18 protein-coding genes are annotated in these 17,621 nt (G+C 70.9%); 5 read left to right on the top strand and 13 right to left on the bottom strand.

Translation table 11 applies throughout. The features are described from left to right. Positions 1-163 precede the first annotated feature (163 nt). Positions 164-1,099 (bottom strand): 4-(cytidine 5'-diphospho)-2-C-methyl-D-erythritol kinase, encoded by a 936-nt coding sequence (locus AB0H56_RS02995; protein WP_357156440.1) that lies wholly within the window; start codon positions 1,097-1,099, stop codon positions 164-166. Positions 1,100-1,262: 163 nt separating this feature from the next. Here AB0H56_RS02995 and AB0H56_RS02990 point away from each other — a divergent pair, with 163 nt between their 5' ends. After that, positions 1,263-1,466: a cation transporter gene (locus AB0H56_RS02990; RefSeq protein WP_233000725.1), complete on the top strand. Its 204-nt coding sequence runs from the start codon at positions 1,263-1,265 to the stop codon at positions 1,464-1,466. 261 nt (positions 1,467-1,727) lie between these two features. Here AB0H56_RS02990 and rsmA read toward each other — a convergent pair whose 3' ends face one another. The 5 genes from rsmA to AB0H56_RS02965 form a co-directional block, all read right to left on the bottom strand. Continuing rightward, a complete protein-coding gene (gene rsmA, locus AB0H56_RS02985; protein ID WP_357156438.1) occupies positions 1,728-2,609 on the bottom strand; it encodes a 16S rRNA (adenine(1518)-N(6)/adenine(1519)-N(6))-dimethyltransferase RsmA in 882 nt (293 codons plus the stop codon). Positions 2,610-2,643: 34 nt separating this feature from the next. Next, positions 2,644-3,807, bottom strand: a complete 1,164-nt coding sequence (locus tag AB0H56_RS02980; protein ID WP_357156436.1) for a lipase family protein — start codon at positions 3,805-3,807, stop codon at positions 2,644-2,646. A gap of 161 nt (positions 3,808-3,968) precedes the next feature. After that, positions 3,969-5,114 carry an alpha/beta fold hydrolase gene (locus AB0H56_RS02975; RefSeq protein ID WP_357156434.1) on the bottom strand — a complete coding sequence of 382 codons (1,146 nt, stop codon included), beginning with the start codon at positions 5,112-5,114 and terminating at the stop codon, positions 3,969-3,971. Between the two features lie 125 nt (positions 5,115-5,239). After that, positions 5,240-6,364 (bottom strand): transglycosylase family protein, encoded by a 1,125-nt coding sequence (locus AB0H56_RS02970; RefSeq protein ID WP_357156432.1) that lies wholly within the window; start codon positions 6,362-6,364, stop codon positions 5,240-5,242. A 172-nt stretch (positions 6,365-6,536) separates the two neighbouring features. Beyond that, positions 6,537-7,391, bottom strand: a complete 855-nt coding sequence (locus AB0H56_RS02965; RefSeq protein WP_357156430.1) for a TatD family hydrolase — start codon at positions 7,389-7,391, stop codon at positions 6,537-6,539. A gap of 1 nt (position 7,392) precedes the next feature. Between AB0H56_RS02965 and metG the strand changes: the two genes are divergently transcribed. Further along, positions 7,393-8,964 (top strand): methionine--tRNA ligase, encoded by a 1,572-nt coding sequence (metG, locus tag AB0H56_RS02960; RefSeq protein ID WP_357156428.1) that lies wholly within the window; start codon positions 7,393-7,395, stop codon positions 8,962-8,964. A gap of 52 nt (positions 8,965-9,016) precedes the next feature. On the opposite strand, the gene AB0H56_RS02955 is transcribed toward metG, so the two are convergent. The 4 genes from AB0H56_RS02955 to AB0H56_RS02940 all read right to left on the bottom strand — a co-directional run bounded on the left by AB0H56_RS02955 (position 9,017) and on the right by AB0H56_RS02940 (position 11,917). Then, positions 9,017-9,769 carry an isocitrate lyase/phosphoenolpyruvate mutase family protein gene (locus tag AB0H56_RS02955; protein ID WP_357156426.1) on the bottom strand — a complete coding sequence of 251 codons (753 nt, stop codon included), beginning with the start codon at positions 9,767-9,769 and terminating at the stop codon, positions 9,017-9,019. A gap of 58 nt (positions 9,770-9,827) precedes the next feature. Continuing rightward, positions 9,828-9,962 carry a hypothetical protein gene (locus AB0H56_RS02950; RefSeq protein WP_357156424.1) on the bottom strand — a complete coding sequence of 45 codons (135 nt, stop codon included), beginning with the start codon at positions 9,960-9,962 and terminating at the stop codon, positions 9,828-9,830. Between the two features lie 62 nt (positions 9,963-10,024). Further along, entirely contained in the window at positions 10,025-10,852 is an 828-nt protein-coding gene (gene rsmI, locus AB0H56_RS02945) for a 16S rRNA (cytidine(1402)-2'-O)-methyltransferase (RefSeq protein WP_357156422.1), read from the bottom strand. Positions 10,853-11,017: 165 nt separating this feature from the next. Next, entirely contained in the window at positions 11,018-11,917 is a 900-nt protein-coding gene (locus tag AB0H56_RS02940; protein ID WP_357156420.1) for a chlorophyllase, read from the bottom strand. A 109-nt stretch (positions 11,918-12,026) separates the two neighbouring features. On the opposite strand from AB0H56_RS02940, the gene AB0H56_RS02935 reads away from it, so the two are divergent. Together AB0H56_RS02935 and AB0H56_RS02930 are read left to right on the top strand one after the other, a co-directional pair. After that, positions 12,027-12,593 carry a TetR/AcrR family transcriptional regulator gene (locus tag AB0H56_RS02935; RefSeq protein WP_357156418.1) on the top strand — a complete coding sequence of 189 codons (567 nt, stop codon included), beginning with the start codon at positions 12,027-12,029 and terminating at the stop codon, positions 12,591-12,593. Between the two features lie 51 nt (positions 12,594-12,644). Continuing rightward, positions 12,645-14,240 carry a phospholipid carrier-dependent glycosyltransferase gene (locus AB0H56_RS02930; RefSeq protein ID WP_357156416.1) on the top strand — a complete coding sequence of 532 codons (1,596 nt, stop codon included), beginning with the start codon at positions 12,645-12,647 and terminating at the stop codon, positions 14,238-14,240. Here AB0H56_RS02930 and AB0H56_RS02925 read toward each other — a convergent pair. Both AB0H56_RS02925 and arcA read right to left on the bottom strand, forming a co-directional pair. Beyond that, positions 14,237-14,596 carry a GntR family transcriptional regulator gene (locus tag AB0H56_RS02925; RefSeq protein WP_110039763.1) on the bottom strand — a complete coding sequence of 120 codons (360 nt, stop codon included), beginning with the start codon at positions 14,594-14,596 and terminating at the stop codon, positions 14,237-14,239. The two genes, AB0H56_RS02930 and AB0H56_RS02925, sit on opposite strands and share 4 nt — an antisense overlap. Next, positions 14,597-15,838, bottom strand: a complete 1,242-nt coding sequence (gene arcA / locus AB0H56_RS02920; RefSeq protein WP_280307697.1) for an arginine deiminase — start codon at positions 15,836-15,838, stop codon at positions 14,597-14,599. It abuts the gene before it with no gap. 131 nt (positions 15,839-15,969) lie between these two features. Here arcA and soxR point away from each other — a divergent pair, with 131 nt between their 5' ends. Then, positions 15,970-16,455: a redox-sensitive transcriptional activator SoxR gene (gene soxR / locus AB0H56_RS02915; protein WP_110039761.1), complete on the top strand. Its 486-nt coding sequence runs from the start codon at positions 15,970-15,972 to the stop codon at positions 16,453-16,455. A 1-nt stretch (position 16,456) separates the two neighbouring features. Here the strand turns inward: soxR and AB0H56_RS02910 are convergent, their stop codons facing one another. Then, the gene (locus tag AB0H56_RS02910; RefSeq protein ID WP_357156413.1) at positions 16,457-17,584 is read right to left on the bottom strand and encodes a glycosyltransferase; all 1,128 of its coding nucleotides are present in this window, start codon (positions 17,582-17,584) and stop codon (positions 16,457-16,459) included. Positions 17,585-17,621: the final 37 nt, after the last annotated feature.

The following is a 17,621-nucleotide window of genomic DNA, read 5'->3' as shown; positions in this document are numbered from 1 at the left end:
GATCAGTTGGCCCGTCCCCGGCGAGTTCCCCATGTCCATGCGAAATCTGTTGAAAACGATCATAGAGGACCGGCCACCGACCGTTCTGACCCCCACATTCGGCGCCCTCCCCGCGGGCCGCGCCGGCTCGACGACCTCGGTGACCCTGTCGAGGCGGGCCGGCTCAGTGTTTGCCGTGGGGCTCGGTGTCCAGGATCCGCGCCCCCGGTACCGGGCCGCTCGCGGTGCGAACGCTGCGGCACACGCCCGCGCCCGCCAGCTCGGCCGCCACCGCGATCGCCGCCTCCTCGGTCTCGCAGAGGAACGCGCAGGTGGGGCCCGAGCCGGAGACGAGGCCGGCCAGGGCGCCCGCGCCGACGCCCGCGCGCAGGGTGCGCCGCAGCTCCGGCTTCAGCGAGAGGGCCGCGGCCTGCAGGTCGTTGCCGAGCAGGGGCGCCAGGGTGTGCGGGTCGCCCGCGGCCAGCGCCTGCATGAGCTGTTGGGGGTCGCCGAGTCGCGGCGGCTCGCCTTCGGCGCGCAGCCGGTCCAGCTCACGGAACACCGACGGCGTGGACAGGCCGTCCTTGGCCAGCGCGAGGACCCAGTGAAAGGTGTTGCGCGACAACACCGGGAGCAGACGTTCGCCCCGGCCGGTGCCGAGCGCGGTGCCGCCGTGCAGGGCGAACGGCACGTCGCTGCCGAGTTCGGCGGCCACGGCGCTCAGCTCGTCGCGGCCGAGGCCGAGGTCCCAGAGTTCGTTGAGGCCGACCAGCGCCGCGGCGGCGTCGGCGCTGCCGCCCGCCATGCCGCCCGCCACCGGGATACCCTTGGCGATCGCGATCTCCACCAGCGGCGCGCGACCGGCCAGGTGGGCCAGGCGCACCGCGGCCTTCCAGACCAGATTGGTCCGGTCGGTGGGCACCTCGGCGGCGCCTTCGCCGCTCACCCGCACGGTGAGCGAGGCAGCGGGAGCGAGTTCGAGTTCGTCGCTGAGCGACAGTGCCTGGAAGACCGTGGTCAGGTCGTGGTATCCGTCCGGACGCAGATCACCGACTCCGAGATGCAGGTTCACCTTCGAAGGAGCGCGCACGACGACCGGGCTGGGCACAACTGACAGCACGATCACCAAGCGTAACGGGTGAGACCGACGAGTACGCATGCCGAATCACCCGCTCCGGCCCCGGACCGGCCGAGGGCTTGCGCCAGGTACCCGTGGGGGGTATGTTCGTTATTGTCGGGGACATACCCCAGGACCGTATGAGCGAACAGCGAAGGAGTCGGCCATGGCCACCACCACCTACACCGTCACGGGGATGACCTGCGGACACTGCGTGAGCTCGGTCAAGCAGGAGATCGGCAAGATCGACGGTGTCACCAGCGTGGACGTCGACCTCGCGAGCGGTCTCGTGCGCGTCGACAGCGCGGGCGAGCTGGCCGACGCCGATGTCGCGGCCGCCGTCGACGAAGCGGGCTACGCCCTGAAGTGAGGCGGGGCGATCCGGTACCACCGCCGCGGCGAACAGCGCGGTGGTACCGGATCGCGTTCACCGGCAATTCATTCACCGCGTGTGCGCGGAGAATCATCCACAGCGTCATCCACATCTGTGGTCATCCCGGCTTCCCGCCGGTTTTCCCAAGCAGCCGGGTTCGCGGCCCGCGCATCATGATCAACTCCGCGACCTGCGAAAACCGGTTGTCCACAATTGCTTTCACAGGGGCACTCGGTGAACGGTACGTGTACCGCGGGTTCAGCCCTGGGCGGCGAGGCGCACGAACGCCGCCGTCTCCAGCGTCTCCCCGCGCGCGGTCGGATCGATCCCGGCCGCCACCAGCCTGCGCTCGGCTTCGGCGGGCGAGCCGGCCCAGCCGGACAGGGCCGCGCGCAACGTCTTTCGGCGCTGCGCGAACGCGGCGTCGATCACCTCGAACACCCGGCGGCGATGCGCCTCGTCCATCGGCCACGGCGGCTCGGCGTACCGGTCGATCCGCACCAGGCCCGATTCGACGCGCGGCACCGGCCAGAACACCTGCGTGCCCACCGCGCCCGCGCGCCGCACCTTTCCGAAGAACCCCGCCTTGACGCTCGGCACCCCGTACACCCGGCTGCCCGGTTCGGCGGCCAGCCGGTCGGCCACCTCGGCCTGCACCATCACCAGCGACACCGTGATGCTCGGCAGGATCGCGAGCAGATGCAGCAGCACCGGCACGGCCACGTTGTACGGCAGGTTCGCCACCAGCGCCGTCGGCGCGGCGGGCAGTTGCTCCGGGCGTACCCGCAGGGCGTCGGCCTCGACCACCTGCAACCGGTCGACCAGGCCGGGAGCCCGATCGGCGACGGTCTCCGGCAGGAAGTTGGCCAGCACCGGATCGATCTCCACGGCGACCACCCGGTCGACCACGTCGAGCAGGGCCAGCGTCAGCGAACCCAGACCCGGCCCGACCTCGAGCACGATGTCCTCGGCGCCGACACCGGCCGCCGCGACGATGCGGCGCACCGTGTTCGCGTCGTGCACGAAGTTCTGCCCGAGCTGCTTGGTCGGCCGCACGCCGAAGCGTTCGGCCAGGGTCCGCACTTCGGCGGGACCGAGCAGCGCGGCGCTACCGCGAGCGGGAATCTCAGGTTCGGGCACCGCTAGAACCTACCAACCGCGCCGATCGAGCAGCTCAGCGCTGCGGCGGGGCGGCGTGCACGCGGGCGACGAAGGCGTCGAGCGCGTCGTGCATCTGCTGGGTCATCACCGTGTGCTGCCCGAAGCCGGTGACGGTCTGGAAGTCGACGCCACCCGCGGCGAACTGACCGACCAGCGCCGCGTGCAGCGGCGAGGGCACGACCATGTCGGTCGCGTTGAGCAACAACAGGATCGGCGCGTCGTAACCGCTGGTCGGCAGGGTCATGTACGTGGTGAGCGCGGCGCGCAGCGGACCCTCGGACAGCGGGCGGACGAACATCTCCCCCATGGCCAGGTCCTTGACCTTGCGCGCCGTCTGGTCGATGCACTCGGCACCGACCGCGTCGACCAGCTCCTTGCCCAGCGGCGAGAGGTAGGAGTCCACCTCGGCCTCGGGATGGGTGGCGCGCAGGCCAGCGAGGATGCTCAGGGTGAAGCTGGTGATGCCCGCGGTGCCGTCGAGCGCGGGGACATCGGGACCGAGCAGCAGCGGCAGCACCTTCTCCACGTCGGAGGCCGGGTCGAGTGCGACGGTGCCGCGGAAATCGAGTTCGGGAGCGTAGTCGGCCTGGACGTGCGCGGCGCTGAGCGCGGCGTGCCCGCCCTGCGAGGCGCCGATGACGCTCCAGGTGCGCGACAGCTCCGGGTTCGTGGCGCGGGCCGCGCGCACGAGGTCGATGGTGGCGGTCGCCTCGGAACGCACCTCGAGATAGGGGTGCGGGCCGGTGTCGAAGCGGCCCAGGCCGAGGTAGTCGGGGGCGACGACGGCGAAGCCCTGGTCGACCAGCCGGGCCATGAGCGCGTCTTCGGACTCGCGGTTCACGGGCAGCGGGGCCAGCTCGGGGTCGGCCTGGCCGCCGCAGCCCGGTCCGCTGCCGAGGGTGCCGTGGTCGTAGGCGATGATCGGCCAGCCGCCCTCGGGGGCGTCGCCGGCCGGGACGAACAGCGCGCCGCTGACCGGGCGTTCGACGCCCGCGGAGTCCAGCGTCGTGTACTCCACGACCGAGCCACCGCCGGTCATCCCGTGCCAGCCCGACGGCCGGGTCTCGGTGGTGATCACCTCGCCCGGTGCCGCGCTCGCGGGCGCGTGGGCGGCGGCCACCAGGGCGGCGGCGGTGACGGCGGCTGCGATCGCAGCGCGGCTCATGGTCTTCGGCATTGCGGGGATAACCTTTCGGGCCGATCGGCGCTTGTTCCTGGACAAACGTACAGTAGGCCGATCACTCGACAGGTATCCGCAACCGGTCGGCAACCCGATTCGTGGTTCTTCTCACCAGGTGTAACGCCCGGATCCAGCACGTCCAGCTAATCGCGCGCCGGTCAGTCGGACCGGTCGAGGAACTCGTCGATCGCCGCCCACATCGCCGGATTCAGCTCGCAGTGACTGCCGGTGCCGACGACCGGCTGGAAGCCCACCCCACCCGCGGCGAACTGCGCGGCCAGCGCGGCGTGCAGGGGCGAGGGCACCGTGCGGTCGGTGGCGTTGACCAGCAGCAGGATCGGGGCGTCGTAGCCGCTGGTCGGCACCGTCATGTAGTCGGCCATCGCCGTGCGCAGCGGCTCCTCGCCGAGCGAGCGGGTGAGCATGGCGCCGAGGGTGAGGTCGGCGACCCGCTCGTCGATGGCGTCCTGGCACAGGGTGCCGATGTCGTCGAGGACCGCGCGGCCGACGGGCGTCAGGTAGGAGTCGACCCGCGCCTCGGGCCTGGCCGCCCGCAGACCGGCCAGGATGCTCGACGAGAAACCGAGCACGCCCCCGCGGACCCGATCCGGGTTGCCGGGGCCGAGCAGTGGCGCCACCTTCTCCACATCCGAGGCGGGGTCGATCGCGATGGTGCCACGGAAGTCCAGCTCGGGCGCGTAACCCGGCTGCCGGTGCGCCGTCGCGAGCGCGGCGTGCCCGCCCTGGGACATGCCCGCCGCCAGCCACACCGGGGACAAATCGTCGCGCACCGAGCGCGCGGCACGCAGCATGTCCAGGGTGGCGGTGGCCTCGGTGTCGATGTCGAGATACGGGTGCGGGCCTGTGTCGAAGCGGCCGAGACCCAGGTAGTCCGGTGCGACGACGGCGAAGCCCTTCGACACGAGATGGCGCAGGAACACGTCCTGCGGCGCCTGCGATTCCGGCCAGGGCGCGCCCGCCGGATCGGACTGCCCGCCGCACCCGGCGCCGAGCCCGGTCGTGCCGTGGTCGTAGGTGATCACCGGCCAGCCGCCCGCCGGCGCGTCCCCGCTCGGCAGATACAGCGCGCCGCTGGCGGGCTGGGTCACGCCGCCGACACCGCGGGTCCAGTACTCGATGACCTGCGCGCCGGACATGCCGTGAAAGCCGTCGGCCTGCGGAACCACCGAGGTCACCGCGCCCGGCACCGGGTCCTGCGCCACCACGGTCGGCGCCGCGACGCCGATCCCCGCCGACACCGCCACCGCCGCGGCCACCATCCGCCAGGCCGATACCGCACGCATCAACAACCACCCGTCGACTCGTCACCGAGCCGAGACCGCACGAGCACAGCGGACTCGGCGAAACGAGAGCAAACTACCGCGCGAACTCCCGCCGGCGACCGGAACCCGCCGAGCGCGTCCGAACTCTAGAGCCCGAGGCGGCCGGTGCAGGCCGGCCAGGCGCCCCAGCCCTGACGGGCGCGGGTGACCTCGGCGATGGCGATCTGTTCCTCGCGGGTGGCCAGGTCGGCGCGGGGCGCGTACTTCAGGCCGCCCTGGCGCTCCCAGGTGCTCTGATCGAACTGGATGCCGCCGTAGTAGCCGTTGCCGGTGTTGATCGCCCAGTTGCCGGTCGACTCGCACTTGGCCAGGGCGTCCCAGATCGCGCCGTCGCGGACCGGCGGCACCTCGGTGCCGGGCTTGGCTCCCTTGCGGATGGTCTTGGGCTGGGCGGGCGTGATGACGTTGGAGTTGGTCTGCACCCGGCTGGACTCCACGCCGTTGGTGATGGTGACGGCGAAGGTGGCCTCGTGCAGACCGGGTGCGCCCGGGTTCTCGACCACGGTGCGGCTCATGTTCATGGTGACGTCCTCGATCACCTGCTCGGTGGGCTCGAGCGGCAGCGTCTCGGTGCGCTGCTCGATCCGCTGCCGGGTGACGGTGACCTGCATGTCACCGGTCAGCGGCGTGCTCGCGGCCGGCTCGGCGAAGTCCTGATCCTTCAGCGGAATGCCCGCCGCGGTGAGGAATTCGCCGACAGTCGGCGCGGCGAGCCGCACGTCGACGGGGGCGGCGCCGCCGTCGACCAGGGTGATGGTGCGCGGGGTGTAGACGCTGAGCGCGGCGCCGGCCAGCGGCAGCTTCTCGGTGCGGGTCGGCACGACGTGGGTGTCGGCCGGGATCTGCATCTGCGCGAGCGCGTCGCCGGCGGTGATGCCGGTGGTCCACACCTTGCGTTCCTGGCCGTCGACGGTGATCGTGATCTCGCGACCGCGGTTGAGGGTGATGGTCGCGCCGTCGCCGACCTTGGCGCCCGCGGCCGGGCTCACCTCGTCGTGCTCGGAGAGCTCGTAGCCCGCGTCGGCCAGGATGGCGCGAACGTCGAGGGACATGGTGCTGTGCTCGATCCGCTCACCGTCGACGACCAGCGCGACCGTCTTGTGGTTCGTGATCGCCAGCGAGGCACCGACCAGGAGAATCAGCAGCATGGCCGCCACCGCCGCGTACAGCAGCGGCGAGCGAGACGAGTTGATCCGCGCGAAAGCCGACATGGTTACAGAACGATAACGACAAGGTTTGCGCCAGACAACACCGATGCGCCCGATCAGCGGGATCGCAGGTCACGATTCGATATAGACATCGCTGGTAGATAACGGACCGGGCGGCCGAATGTGAGCCGAAACACGTTTAGCGTCCAGCCCCCTGCCGATCGGACGAAACGGACTACCGGATGCGGTACAGCCGTCGCGCGTTGGCGGTGGTGATCTCGGCCAGCTCCACCGGGTCCTGCTCGCGCACCTCGGCCAGCGCGCGCACGGTGTACGGCAGGCAGTACGACTCGTTCGGCGCGCCCCGATACGGGTGCGGGGTCAGATACGGCGCGTCGGTCTCCACCAGGATCTGGTCGTCGGGCACCAGCTGGGCCGCCTCGCGCAGTTCGTGCGCGTTCTTGAAGCTCACCGTGCCGGAGAAGCTGAGCACGTAGCCCTCGGCCACGCACGCCTGCGCCATGGTCGCGTCGGAGGAGAAGCAGTGGAAGATCACCGTGTCCGGCGCGCCCTCGTCGAGCAGGACCGTGAGCAGGTCGTGGTCGGCCTCGCGGTTGTGGATCATCAGCGGCTTGCGGACGCGTTTGGCCAGGTCGATGTGCCAGCGGAAGCCCTCGATCTGGGTTTCGACATCCGCGCAGCCGTCGAGTTTGCCGGGCCAGTAGTAGTCGAGGCCGGTCTCACCGACCGCGACCACGCGCGGATCGGCGGCCAGCCGCTCCAGCTCGTCCTTCGCCTTGTCGTCCAGCGCGTTCGCCCTGGTCGGGTGCAGGGCGACGGCCGCGTACACGCGCGGATCCCAGTGCGCGGCCTCGACCGCCCACTGCGCGGCGGCGAGGTCGTCGGCCACCGTCACCACGTGCCCGACGCCCACCGACGCGGCGCGGTCGACGATCGCGGTGGTCGAGGCGGCGTCGGTCGCGCCGCAGGCGTCGAGATGGGTGTGCGCGTCGATCAGCGGCGTGAGCGGCGACGGAAGGGGCGGAGCCGGACGATTCTGGTTTGCCACGCGGATTACAGTAGTGACCATCATGAGCGAGCGACCTGACGGCGCCGAGGCGCCCGCCTTCTACATCACGACGGCCATCGCGTACCCGAACGGTGCGCCGCACATCGGTCACGCGTACGAGTACATCTCGACCGACGCGCTGGCCCGGTTCAAGCGGCTCGACGGCTACGACGTGTTCTTCATGACCGGCACCGACGAGCACGGCCAGAAGATGCAGCAGACCGCGGCCACCGAGGGCATCCCGGTGCAGGAACTCGCGGCGCGCAACTCCGACGTGTTCGAGGCGATGGACAAGGCGCTCGACATCTCCTTCGACCGCTTCATCCGCACCACCGACGAGGATCACAAGGCCGCCAGCGTCGCCATCTGGGAACGGATGCTCGCCAACGGCGACATCTACCTGGGCAACTACTCCGGCTGGTACTCGGTGCGCGACGAGGCGTTCTACACCGAGGAGGAGACCACCCTCCTCGACGACGGCACCCGCGTGTCCACCGAATCGCAGACCCCGGTCACCTGGACCGAGGAGTCGAACTACTTCTTCAAACTCTCGGAGTACCAGGACAAGCTGCTCGCCCTCTACGAGGAACACCCCGATTTCATCGCGCCGGCGACCCGGCGCAACGAGATCGTCAGCTACGTCAAGGCCGGGCTGAAGGACCTCTCGATCTCGCGCACCACCTTCGACTGGGGCGTGCCGGTGCCCGGCCATCCCGATCACGTCATGTACGTGTGGGTCGACGCGCTCACCAACTACCTGACCGGCGTCGGTTTCCCCGACACCGACTCGGCGAAGTTCCGGAAGTTCTGGCCGGCGAACGTGCACATCATCGGCAAGGACATCACCCGGTTCCACACGGTGTACTGGCCCGCGTTCCTGATGTCGGCGGGCATCGAGCTGCCACAGCGCGTGTTCGTGCACGGGTTCCTGTACAACAAGGGCGAGAAGATGTCGAAGTCGACGGGCAATGTCGTCGACCCGCTCGCGCTGGTGTCCACCTACGGCCTCGACCAGGTGCGCTTCTTCCTGCTCCGGGAGATCTCCTACGGCCAGGACGGCAGCTACAGCAACGACGCGATCGCGGGCCGGATCAACGCCGACCTGGCCAACGAGTTCGGCAACCTGGTGCAGCGCAGCCTCACCATGGTCAACAAGAACTGCGAGGCCAAGGCGCCTGCTCCCGGCGAGTTCACCGAGGACGACCGCGCCCTGCTCGACCGCGCCAACGCCCTGCTCGACCGGTGCCGCGCCGAGTTCGACGCCCAGCAGATGCATCTCGCGCTGGAAGCCATCTGGCTGACCCTCGGCGAGACGAACCGGTACTTCTCCGCCAACGCGCCGTGGGCGCTGCGCAAGTCGGGCACCGAGGAAGACCTGGCCCGCATGGCCACGGTCCTCTACGTCACCCTCGAGGTGGTGCGCATCGTCGCGATCCTGGTGCAGCCGGTGATGCCGGGGTCGGCGGCCAAGATCCTGGATCTGCTCGCCCAGGAGGGCCGGACCTTCGCCGACATCGCGACTCCGCTGGTCCCCGGCATCGCGCTGCCCGCGCCGGAGCCGGTGTTCCCGCGTTACGTCGAGCCCAAGGAGTAACGCTGCGGCGAGCGGCGGGCGTCCCTTCGCGGGGCGCCCGCCGTCGTTTTCGCTACTTCCAGGCTTCGAGCAACCCGTTCGCCTCGGTGGCCAGGGCGGCTTGGAGGAACGGGCCGAAGCTGATCCGGGCGACGCCGAGACCGGCGAAGTGCTCCTTGGCCGGCGTGCCCGGCTGACCGATCGCGTTGACCGGCAGCGGCAGTTCGGCGGTGAGCCTGAGCTGGACCTCGTCGGTGTGCCTGCCCACCGGGTACAGGACATCGGCGCCCGCCTCGGCGGCGAGGGTGAGCCGGGCGATCGCGCGATCCACGCGATCGGCCTCGTCGCCGTCCTGGCGCAGGAACAGATCGGTGCGCGCGTTGACGACCACGTGCACACCGGCCGCGTCGGCCGCCGCGCGCAGCCCGCGCACCAGCTCGGCGTGCTCCTCGGCGCTCCGCAGGCGCTTGCCCTCGCTGTGCACGGTGTCCTCGATATTGAGGCCGACCGCGCCGGCCGCGAGCAGGCCCTCGATGAGCCGCGCGGGCTCCTGCCCGTACCCGGATTCGATGTCGACCGACACCGGCACGTCGACGGCGCCGGTCACCTGAGTGACGCGCGCGAGCAGCTCCTCGAACGTCATCCCCTCCCCGTCGCTGCGCCCCACCGAGTCGGCCACCGGGTGCGAACCCAGGGTGAGCCCCGAAAAGCCCGCGGCCACAGCGATATTCGCCGACCACGCGTCCCACACGGTCGGCAGCACCACCGGGTCACCCGGCCGATGCAGTTCGAGCAGAGTCTTCGCCTTCGCGTCCAAAGAGGTCATACCCGCGATGATGCCCCACGACGGGGACCGGTGCCATGAACGCGGTTGCGGTGCCGCGTCAGCGCCGCACGATCCAGAGGCCGGTCGCGAGGCAGACCACGACGGCCCAGATGATCCAGTAGACAGCGGACGCGCCGACGATAGCCAGGACGGCCGCGCATATGCCGAAGACGACGATCGAGGACGTGCGCATGAGGTGCTCGCTCCCGTTGGACGGACAGGCCTGTACCGATATCGTCGCAGGCCCCGGGGGCGCTACTCGGCCGAGCGGGCTGCCAGGACCGCTTCGTAGAGGTCTTTGCGAGAGGCACCGCGGGCGGCGGAGACCTCGGCGCAGGCGTCCTTGAGGCGCATGCCGCTGGTGACCAGAGCTTCCACCTCGCCGACCAAATCTTCGGCGTCGGCCGAAACCGGTTGGGCGCCTTCGAGAACCACGGTGATCTCGCCGCGGGCGCCCTCCACGGACCAGGCGGCGAGTTCGGCGAGAGTGCCGCGCACGACCTCCTCGTAGGTCTTGGTGAGCTCGCGGCAGACGGCGGCGCGGCGATCGGGGCCGAGCACGGTGACCGCGTCGGCGAGGCAGTCGGCGAGGCGGTGCGGCGCCTCGAAGAAGACACAGGCGCGCTGTTCGGAAGCCAAGGTGCGCAACCATTCCCGGCGCGGGCCGCCCTTGCGCGGGGCGAAGCCGTCGAAGCAGAAGCGTTCGACCGGCAGGCCGGACAGGGCGAGCGCGGTGGTGACGGCCGACGGCCCCGGCAGGCAGGTGACCGGGAGATCGCGCTCGACGGCCGCCGCGACCAGGCGATAGCCGGGATCGCTGACCGACGGCATGCCCGCGTCGGTCACCAGGAGCACGGTCAGCCCGCTCGCGATGTCGTCGAGCAGGGCGGGGATCCGCGCCGTCTCGACGTGGTCGTAGAAACTCACGACCCGTCCGGTGATCTCGACCCCGAGCGCCTTGGCGAGCGACTTGGTCCGCCGGGTGTCCTCCGCGGCGACCACATCGGCCGAGCCGAGCGCATCACGCAGACGCTGGGACGCGTCGCCGATATCGCCCATCGGGGTTGCCGCCAGGACCAACACGGTGGGGTTCCGCCTCTCCGAGAGTTCGGCCGCACCGATGCGTGCGGCCGGGTTGCCACATAATGGCGCCCGCCCATTCTGTCAGCCCACCCGACTCCACCCCGCACCCCGCCGCGCACCAGCCCCGCGGCGTCATCGAGGCCGGAAGCGCCACTCATCCCCCACCTACTTGCCGCGCACCGCACCCAGCGCAGCCGGGTCCTGGTCGAGGGCGGCCAGCGCCCCTTTCCAGGCCGTGTCGTCCAGGTCGAGCGCGCTGCGCAGGTAGGCGCAGGTCACCCGCTGGATCATGGCCACTCGGGCCGGGTTCTCGTCGGTGGTCTCGGCGACCTCGTGGCCGACGATGCCGCCGAGGGAGTGTTCGCCGCCGAAGACGGTGAGCAGCGACTTCTCGCCGGGGCTGTGGGTGTAGGCGTCGGTGAACCAGTCGGGGCCGCGGGTGGAGAGGTGGGAGTGGTCGTTGTCGCCGGCCACGACGAGTGCCGGGGTGGTCATGGCGGCGAAGGACGGCCGCATGAACGGGAAGTGCTCGGCGGCGAAGGGACTGAGCTGGTCGCCGAGGCCGGTCACCGCGAGCAGCACGCCGGCCCGGACGCGCGGATCGGACAGGTCCTCGCCGGGCTCACCGTTCGCGTCGAGGACCCGCGCGCCGAGCAGCGTGCTCGCCGACTGCGCGCCCCAGGAATGGCCCGCCACGGCGACGCGCTCGTGGTCGACCCGGCCGCGCAAGCCGGGGACGGCTGCTTCGACCTCGTCGAGTCCGTCGAGCACCCAGCGCAGATCGTCGACGCGGATGCGCCAGATGTCCGGCGTGCGTGGATCTTCGGCCGGAATGCCGAACCGCCTGGAATCCAGGTGCGTCGGCTGGACGACGACGAAGCCGTTGGCCGCCCAGTGATCAACCAGGGGCGCGTACCCGTCCATCGACCAGCCGTAACCGTGCGAGAACACGATGACCGGCAGTCCGGTACCGGTCACGGGCGCGTTGACCCGGACCGCGAGCTCGGTGCCGCGCCCCGGCGCGGACAGGACGACGGGTTTGACGGAGATGACCGTGGCGGACATGCGTGTGCCTTTCGTCGGGCGCCGCCGGATCTGCCATGATGAACAAACCGGAACAACGCTCCGCTAACAATACGGAGCACTGTTCCGCTTTGCAACCGAAAGGACCGTGGTGACCGACCCCGCCCCCAAACGCAAGGACGCCCGCCGCAATCAGCAGGCCCTGCTCGACGCCGCCGCGGCGGTCTTCGTCCGCGCCGGTGTCGACGCGCCCGTCCGCGAGATCGCCGCCGAGGCGGGCGTGGGGATGGGCACGATCTACCGCCACTTCCCCACCAGGGCCGACCTCGTCATCGCGGTCTACCGGCACCAGGTCGACGCCTGCGCCGAGGCCGGGCCCACCCTGCTCGCCGAAGGCCCCACCCCGCACGCCGCGCTGGGCCGCTGGGTCGACCTGTTCGTCGACTTCCTGGTCACCAAGCACGGTCTCGCCGCCGCCCTGCACAACGACACCGGCAGCTTCGAGACCCTGCACGCCTACTTCCTGGACCGCCTGCTCCCGGTCTGCGCCGAGTTGCTCGACGCGGCCGTCGCGGCGGGTGAGATCGACTCCGGCCTCGATCCCTATCAACTGCTGCGCGGCATCGGAAACCTGTGCATCGGCGCCGAGTCCGACACCCGCTACGACCCGCGCCCGCTGGTCGCCCTGCTCGTCGCCGGGCTGGCCCGGCCGAGCTGACGCGATGGTGTCGGCTCGGACATCGGCGGGGCCACCGCCTACGATCGGGGCGTGATCCCGGTGAGCGAAACTCGCGCGACGCGCCATGTGTCGGCAGTGGTCTCCCCGGCGCCGCTGCGCCCCGCCCCCGATTTCGGACCGCTCGACACCGCGCGCGGCTGGGCGGTCACCGGCGTGCTCACCCTGATCGCGGCGATCACCCGGTTCGTGAATCTGAACTACCCCACCGACGCCCGCACCCCGGTTTTCGACGAGAAGCACTACGCGCCACAGGCCTGGCAGATGGTCACCGGTGGTGGCGTGGAGGACAACCCGGCCTACGGGCTGGTGGTGCATCCGCCGGTCGGCAAGCAGTTCATCGCGATCAGCGAGGCCCTGTTCGGCTACAACGCGTGGGGCTGGCGCGGCACGGCGGCGCTGGCGGGCACAGTACTGGTGCTGCTGGTGATCCGGATCGTGCGGCGCATGGCGCGTTCGACGTTGATCGGCGCGTTCGCCGGCATCCTGCTCATCGCCGACGGGCTCACCTTCGTCTCCTCCCGCATCGGCATGCTCGACATCTTCATGGCCCTGCTGGTGACGGCCGCGTTCGGCTGCCTGATCGTCGACCGCGACGAGGTCCGCGAGCGCATGGCCGCCGCCGACCTGGCCGGGCGCATCGGCATCACCGACTGGGGACCGCGGCTCGGCGTGCGCTGGTGGCGCTTCGGCGCGGGCGTGCTGCTCGGGCTGGCGTGCGGCACCAAGTGGTCGGGCATCTACTACATCATGTTCTTCGGCCTGCTCAGCGTGGCCTTCGACGTGAGCGCGCGGCGCGCGTACGGGGTGCGCAAGCCGTGGCTGGGCACGCTGATCCGGGATGTGGGACCGGCGCTGTACGCGCTGGTGGCGATCCCGCTGGTGGTGTACCTGTCCTCGTACTGGGCGTGGTTCGCCAGCGAGACCGGCGTGTACCGGTACGCGGTGGGCAACCAGGTCGGCGCGGGCGGGGCGTTCTCGTTCCTGCCCGACGCGCTGCGCTCGCTCTGGTACTACCAGGGCGAAACCCTGGACTTCCATTCGAGTCTCACCAATTCGGCGGGCAATCACCACCCGTGGGAGTCCAAGCCGTGGACCTGGCCGATGGGCTTGCGTCCGATGCTCTACTACTACGCCGAGGGCACCGTGACCGGCTGCGGCGAAGCGCAGTGTGTGAAGGCCATGATGGCCGTCGGCACCCCGGCGCTGTGGTGGCTCGCGCTGCCGGCCCTGGGGTGGATGCTGTGGCGCTCGGTGGTGCGCAAGGACTGGCGCTACGCCGCCGTCCTGGTCGGCTACGGCGCCGGCCTGCTGCCCTGGTTCCTCACCCTGGACCGGCAGATGTACTTCTTCTACGCGGTCGTGCTCGCGCCCTTCCTCGCGATGGGTGTCGCGCTGGTCCTCGGCGACATCCTCGGCTCGGCCCGACCCGCCGGGATACCGCGCAGCCCCACGGGGACCTACCTGCCTGCCCCCGTCAACGAGCGCTACGCCCTCGGCCTGCTGATCGTGAGCATCTACCTGGGCGTGGTCATCGCCAACTTCGTCTGGCTCTGGCCTATCCTCACCGCCCAGCCCATCACGCCTGCCAGCTGGCAGGACCATCTCTGGCTACCGAGCTGGCGCTAGCTGTCCAGCGCGCGGCGCACGAACTCGAGCGCGTCGGAGTCGGGTAGGCCGAGGCGCCGGACGGTCGCCACGTAGTCGACGGCGGCGCGGCCCGCGATGTCGCGCGTCGGATCGCCGGAGGAGGCGATGAAAGAACCCTGACGGCCCCGGGTTTCGAGCACGCCGTCGGCCTCGAGTTCCCGGTAGGCGCGGGCGACGGTGTTGGGAGCGATACCGAGGTCGGCGGCCAGGGCGCGGACGGTGGGGATCTTGGTGCCCGCGGTGAGCGTGCCGGCGCGGACCTGCTCGATCACGGCCATGCGCAGCTGCTCGTAGGGCGGCTGGGTGGAATCGGTGGACAGCTCGACGTGGAACACTCACACCTCGTCTCGGGCCAGCGGACAGGACATGCAGCGCGGACCACCCCGGCCCGAGCCGAGCTCCGAACCCTGGATGGTGAGAACCTCCACCCCGGCGTCGGTGAGCCGTGAATTGGTCATCTCGTTGCGTTCGTAGGCCACGACGACGCCGGGCGCCAGCGCCAGGGTGTTGTTGCCGTCGTCCCACTGCTCGCGTTCGGCGGTCGGCCCGTCGCGGCCGGTGTCGATCACCCGCAGGCGCGGGATGCCCATGGCGGCCGCGGCGGCGGGCAGGAACGGTTCAGGGCCGCTGATGCTGATGCGGTCCAGGTCGCCGCGCCCGGAGAAGCCGTCTTCGCGGCGAATGGTGAACGCCCGCAGGGTGTCCCGCACGCCCGGATACATCACCACCGCGTCGGTGTCGACCATGGTGCACACGGTGTCCAGGTGCATGGTGGCCCGGTTCTGCGCGATCGGCACCACCAGGACGGTGTGGGCCAGGTCGTCGTCGAAGAGGCTGCGCGCCAAGGCTTCCGCGCCCGCCGGAGTCGTCCGCTCGCCGACGCCGACCGCGACGACGCCGGGCGCGAGCAGCAGCACGTCACCGCCCTCGATCGGCGCCGTGTGCGATTCGTAGGCCCGGCGCACGCCGAGGAAGCGCGGGTGGAACGCGTAGACGAGGTCGGTGATCGAGGTCTCGCGGATGCGGGCGGGCAGGGCGAGTGAGGTGATCGCCACCTTCGGGCCGACCCAGAACGACGAGTCGCGGGTGAACAGCAGGTTCGGCAGCGGGTCGATGACGAAGTCGCCGCCGTGGTGCATGCGGCGCACCAGGGAGGTGGTGTCGGGCCCGAAGGGCAGCTCGTCGAAGGTCATCCCGGCCATCAGGATGTCGGCCAGCGCGGGCGCCTCGACCTTGCGCAGTTCGGCGGCGAGCTGGTCGGCGAGGCCGTGCCCGAGCCTGCGGGCGTCGACGGCGGCCGAGATACCCTGGATCCTGGCCGCGCCGCTCACCTCGAGGGTCTCGGCCAGCAGGTCCGACAGCAACAGCACCTCCACGCCGCGGTCGCGCAGCAGCGCGGCGAAGGCGTCGTGCTCGGCCTGGGCGCGTTCCACCCACGGGATGCCGTCGAAGAGCAGTTGATCGTTGTTGCTCGGGGTGAGCCTGCGCAGCTCGTCGCCGGGCCGGTGCAGCAGCACCGTCCGCAGGGTGCCGACCTCGGAGGTGACGGCCAGACGCGATTCGGGGGCGGTTCCCATGCGAAAACCGTAATCCGCGGAGCGCCCCTCGGCACGGAAGACCCGCAGACCCGCCGGAGCCAGTCGGGCCGTTTTCGTCCACACCGAAAAAACCTCAAGTATTGTTGAGGGCGAAAACGGGAGGAGCGCAGATGACGACGGCCGATTGGCAAACGAAGGAGCTGACCCCCGGGCAGCTCTCCGAGCGTAGTGGAGTTGCAGTGTCCGCGTTGCACTTCTACGAACGTGAAGGTCTCATATCGAGCCGTCGGACCAGCGGTAATCAACGCCGCTACGCACGCGAGACCCTGCGTCGCGTCGCCTTCATCCGCATCAGCCAGCGCGTTGGCATCCCGCTGAGCGAGATCCGCTCCGCCCTGGACCGCCTCCCCGAGGGCCGCACGCCCACCCGCCGCGACTGGGAGACCCTGTCGACGACCTGGCGCGAGGACCTCGACGACCGCATCGTCCAGCTCACCCGGCTGCGCGACAACCTCACCGGCTGCATCGGCTGCGGCTGCCTGTCCCTCGGTTCCTGCAAGCTCGTCAACGAGCACGACCGCCTCGGCGCGGAGGGCCCCGGCGCCCGCGTCCTCGACGTGCAGCTCAACTGCCCCACCCGGCAGGTCTGCGAGTAGTTCAGCGGTCGAGGACGGCGAGCATGCCCGCGACCGCGCGGGGCCAGGTGAACTGTTCGGCCCGGGTGCGGGCGGCGCGGCGGCGGCCCGAGGTGGGCATGGCGAGAACATCGGTGACGGCGCGGGCGAAGGCGCGGGGGCGGTCGGCGGCGATGGCACCGCATTCGGCGGTGACGATGTCGGCCAGCGCCGAGGACCGGCTGGCGACCACGGGGGTCCCGGCGGCCAGGGCTTCCAGCGCGGCGAGGCCGAACGTCTCGTGTGGGCCGGGCGCGAGTGAGACATCCGCGGTGGCAAGGAGTTTCGCGACCATGGCGCGGTCGCTGATGAACCCGGTGAAATGCACCGCGGGCGCGCCGCCGGGCAGAGCGGGCAGTGTGCGTGCCCTGCGCTCCAGCGATTCGCGGCGGGGCCCGTCACCGGCGACCACCAGGCGCGCGGGCACCCCGGCCCGATGCAGCGCCCCGACCGCCTCGATGCTTCGGTCGACCCGCTTCTCCACCGACAGCCGCCCGCAGTGCACCAGCATCGGATGCCCCGCGACCCCGAGGTCGGCACGCAGGCGCCGATCGCGGCGGCGTGGACTGAACAGGTCGAGGTCGACGCCCAGCGGCACCAGCTCCACATTGGGCGCGCCGATCCGCTGGAATTCCTCGCGCGCGAAATCGGTGGTGCACACGACCATGTCGTAGTCGTCGGCGGTGCGCCGGTTGGCGACGTCGGCGCAGCGGCGCGCGGCCGGGCCGGGCAGGAACTGGCCGAGCAGCCGGTCGAGCCGTTCGTGCGAGATCATCACGCTGGTCACCCCGCGCCGCCCGGCCCAGCGCCCGAAGCCGCGCAGGGTGAGCCGGTCGGAGACCTCGAGCACGTCGGGCCGCAGCCCGCCGAGCACATCGGCGACGCGACGCGGGTCGGCGGCCCGGTAGCCGCCGGTGCACGGGATCGCCAGCGCGGGCAGGGTGATCCGCAGGGCGCCGGTGGGCAGCACTTCCTCGCTGCGGCGCGGGCCGGGGACGATCAGCACCACCTCGTGCCCGGCGGCGACATACCCCTCGCCGAGGTGATGCAGCGCCGTGCGCAGGCCACCCGAGCGCGGACCGTAGAAGTTGGCGAGCTGCACGATGCGCACTCCCCCGATGCTTCAACGACGCGGGTGCACCCCGGAA

It is taken from the genome of Nocardia sp. NPDC050717 (assembly GCF_040654275.1).
Classification (GTDB): Bacteria; Actinomycetota; Actinomycetes; order Mycobacteriales; family Mycobacteriaceae; genus Nocardia.
The sequence above is the reverse complement of the archived record's forward strand: the minus strand, read 5'-3'. Positions and strand labels throughout refer to the sequence as shown.

Excerpts from the sequence above, each read along its gene's own strand:
- AB0H56_RS02955 (WP_357156426.1), bottom strand. The coding sequence starts at position 9,769 with ATGACCTCTTTGGACGCGAAGGCGAAGACTCTGCTCGAACTGCATCGG.
- AB0H56_RS02965 (WP_357156430.1), bottom strand. The coding sequence starts at position 7,391 with ATGGTCACTACTGTAATCCGCGTGGCAAACCAGAATCGTCCGGCTCCG.
- AB0H56_RS02950 (WP_357156424.1), bottom strand. The coding sequence starts at position 9,962 with ATGCGCACGTCCTCGATCGTCGTCTTCGGCATATGCGCGGCCGTCCTG.
- soxR (WP_110039761.1), top strand. The coding sequence starts at position 15,970 with ATGACGACGGCCGATTGGCAAACGAAGGAGCTGACCCCCGGGCAGCTC.
- AB0H56_RS02970 (WP_357156432.1), bottom strand. The coding sequence starts at position 6,364 with ATGTCGGCTTTCGCGCGGATCAACTCGTCTCGCTCGCCGCTGCTGTAC.
- arcA (WP_280307697.1), bottom strand. The coding sequence starts at position 15,838 with ATGGGAACCGCCCCCGAATCGCGTCTGGCCGTCACCTCCGAGGTCGGC.
- metG (WP_357156428.1), top strand. The coding sequence starts at position 7,393 with ATGAGCGAGCGACCTGACGGCGCCGAGGCGCCCGCCTTCTACATCACG.
- AB0H56_RS02990 (WP_233000725.1), top strand. The coding sequence starts at position 1,263 with ATGGCCACCACCACCTACACCGTCACGGGGATGACCTGCGGACACTGC.
- AB0H56_RS02980 (WP_357156436.1), bottom strand. The coding sequence starts at position 3,807 with ATGCCGAAGACCATGAGCCGCGCTGCGATCGCAGCCGCCGTCACCGCC.
- AB0H56_RS02940 (WP_357156420.1), bottom strand. The coding sequence starts at position 11,917 with ATGTCCGCCACGGTCATCTCCGTCAAACCCGTCGTCCTGTCCGCGCCG.
- AB0H56_RS02975 (WP_357156434.1), bottom strand. The coding sequence starts at position 5,114 with ATGCGTGCGGTATCGGCCTGGCGGATGGTGGCCGCGGCGGTGGCGGTG.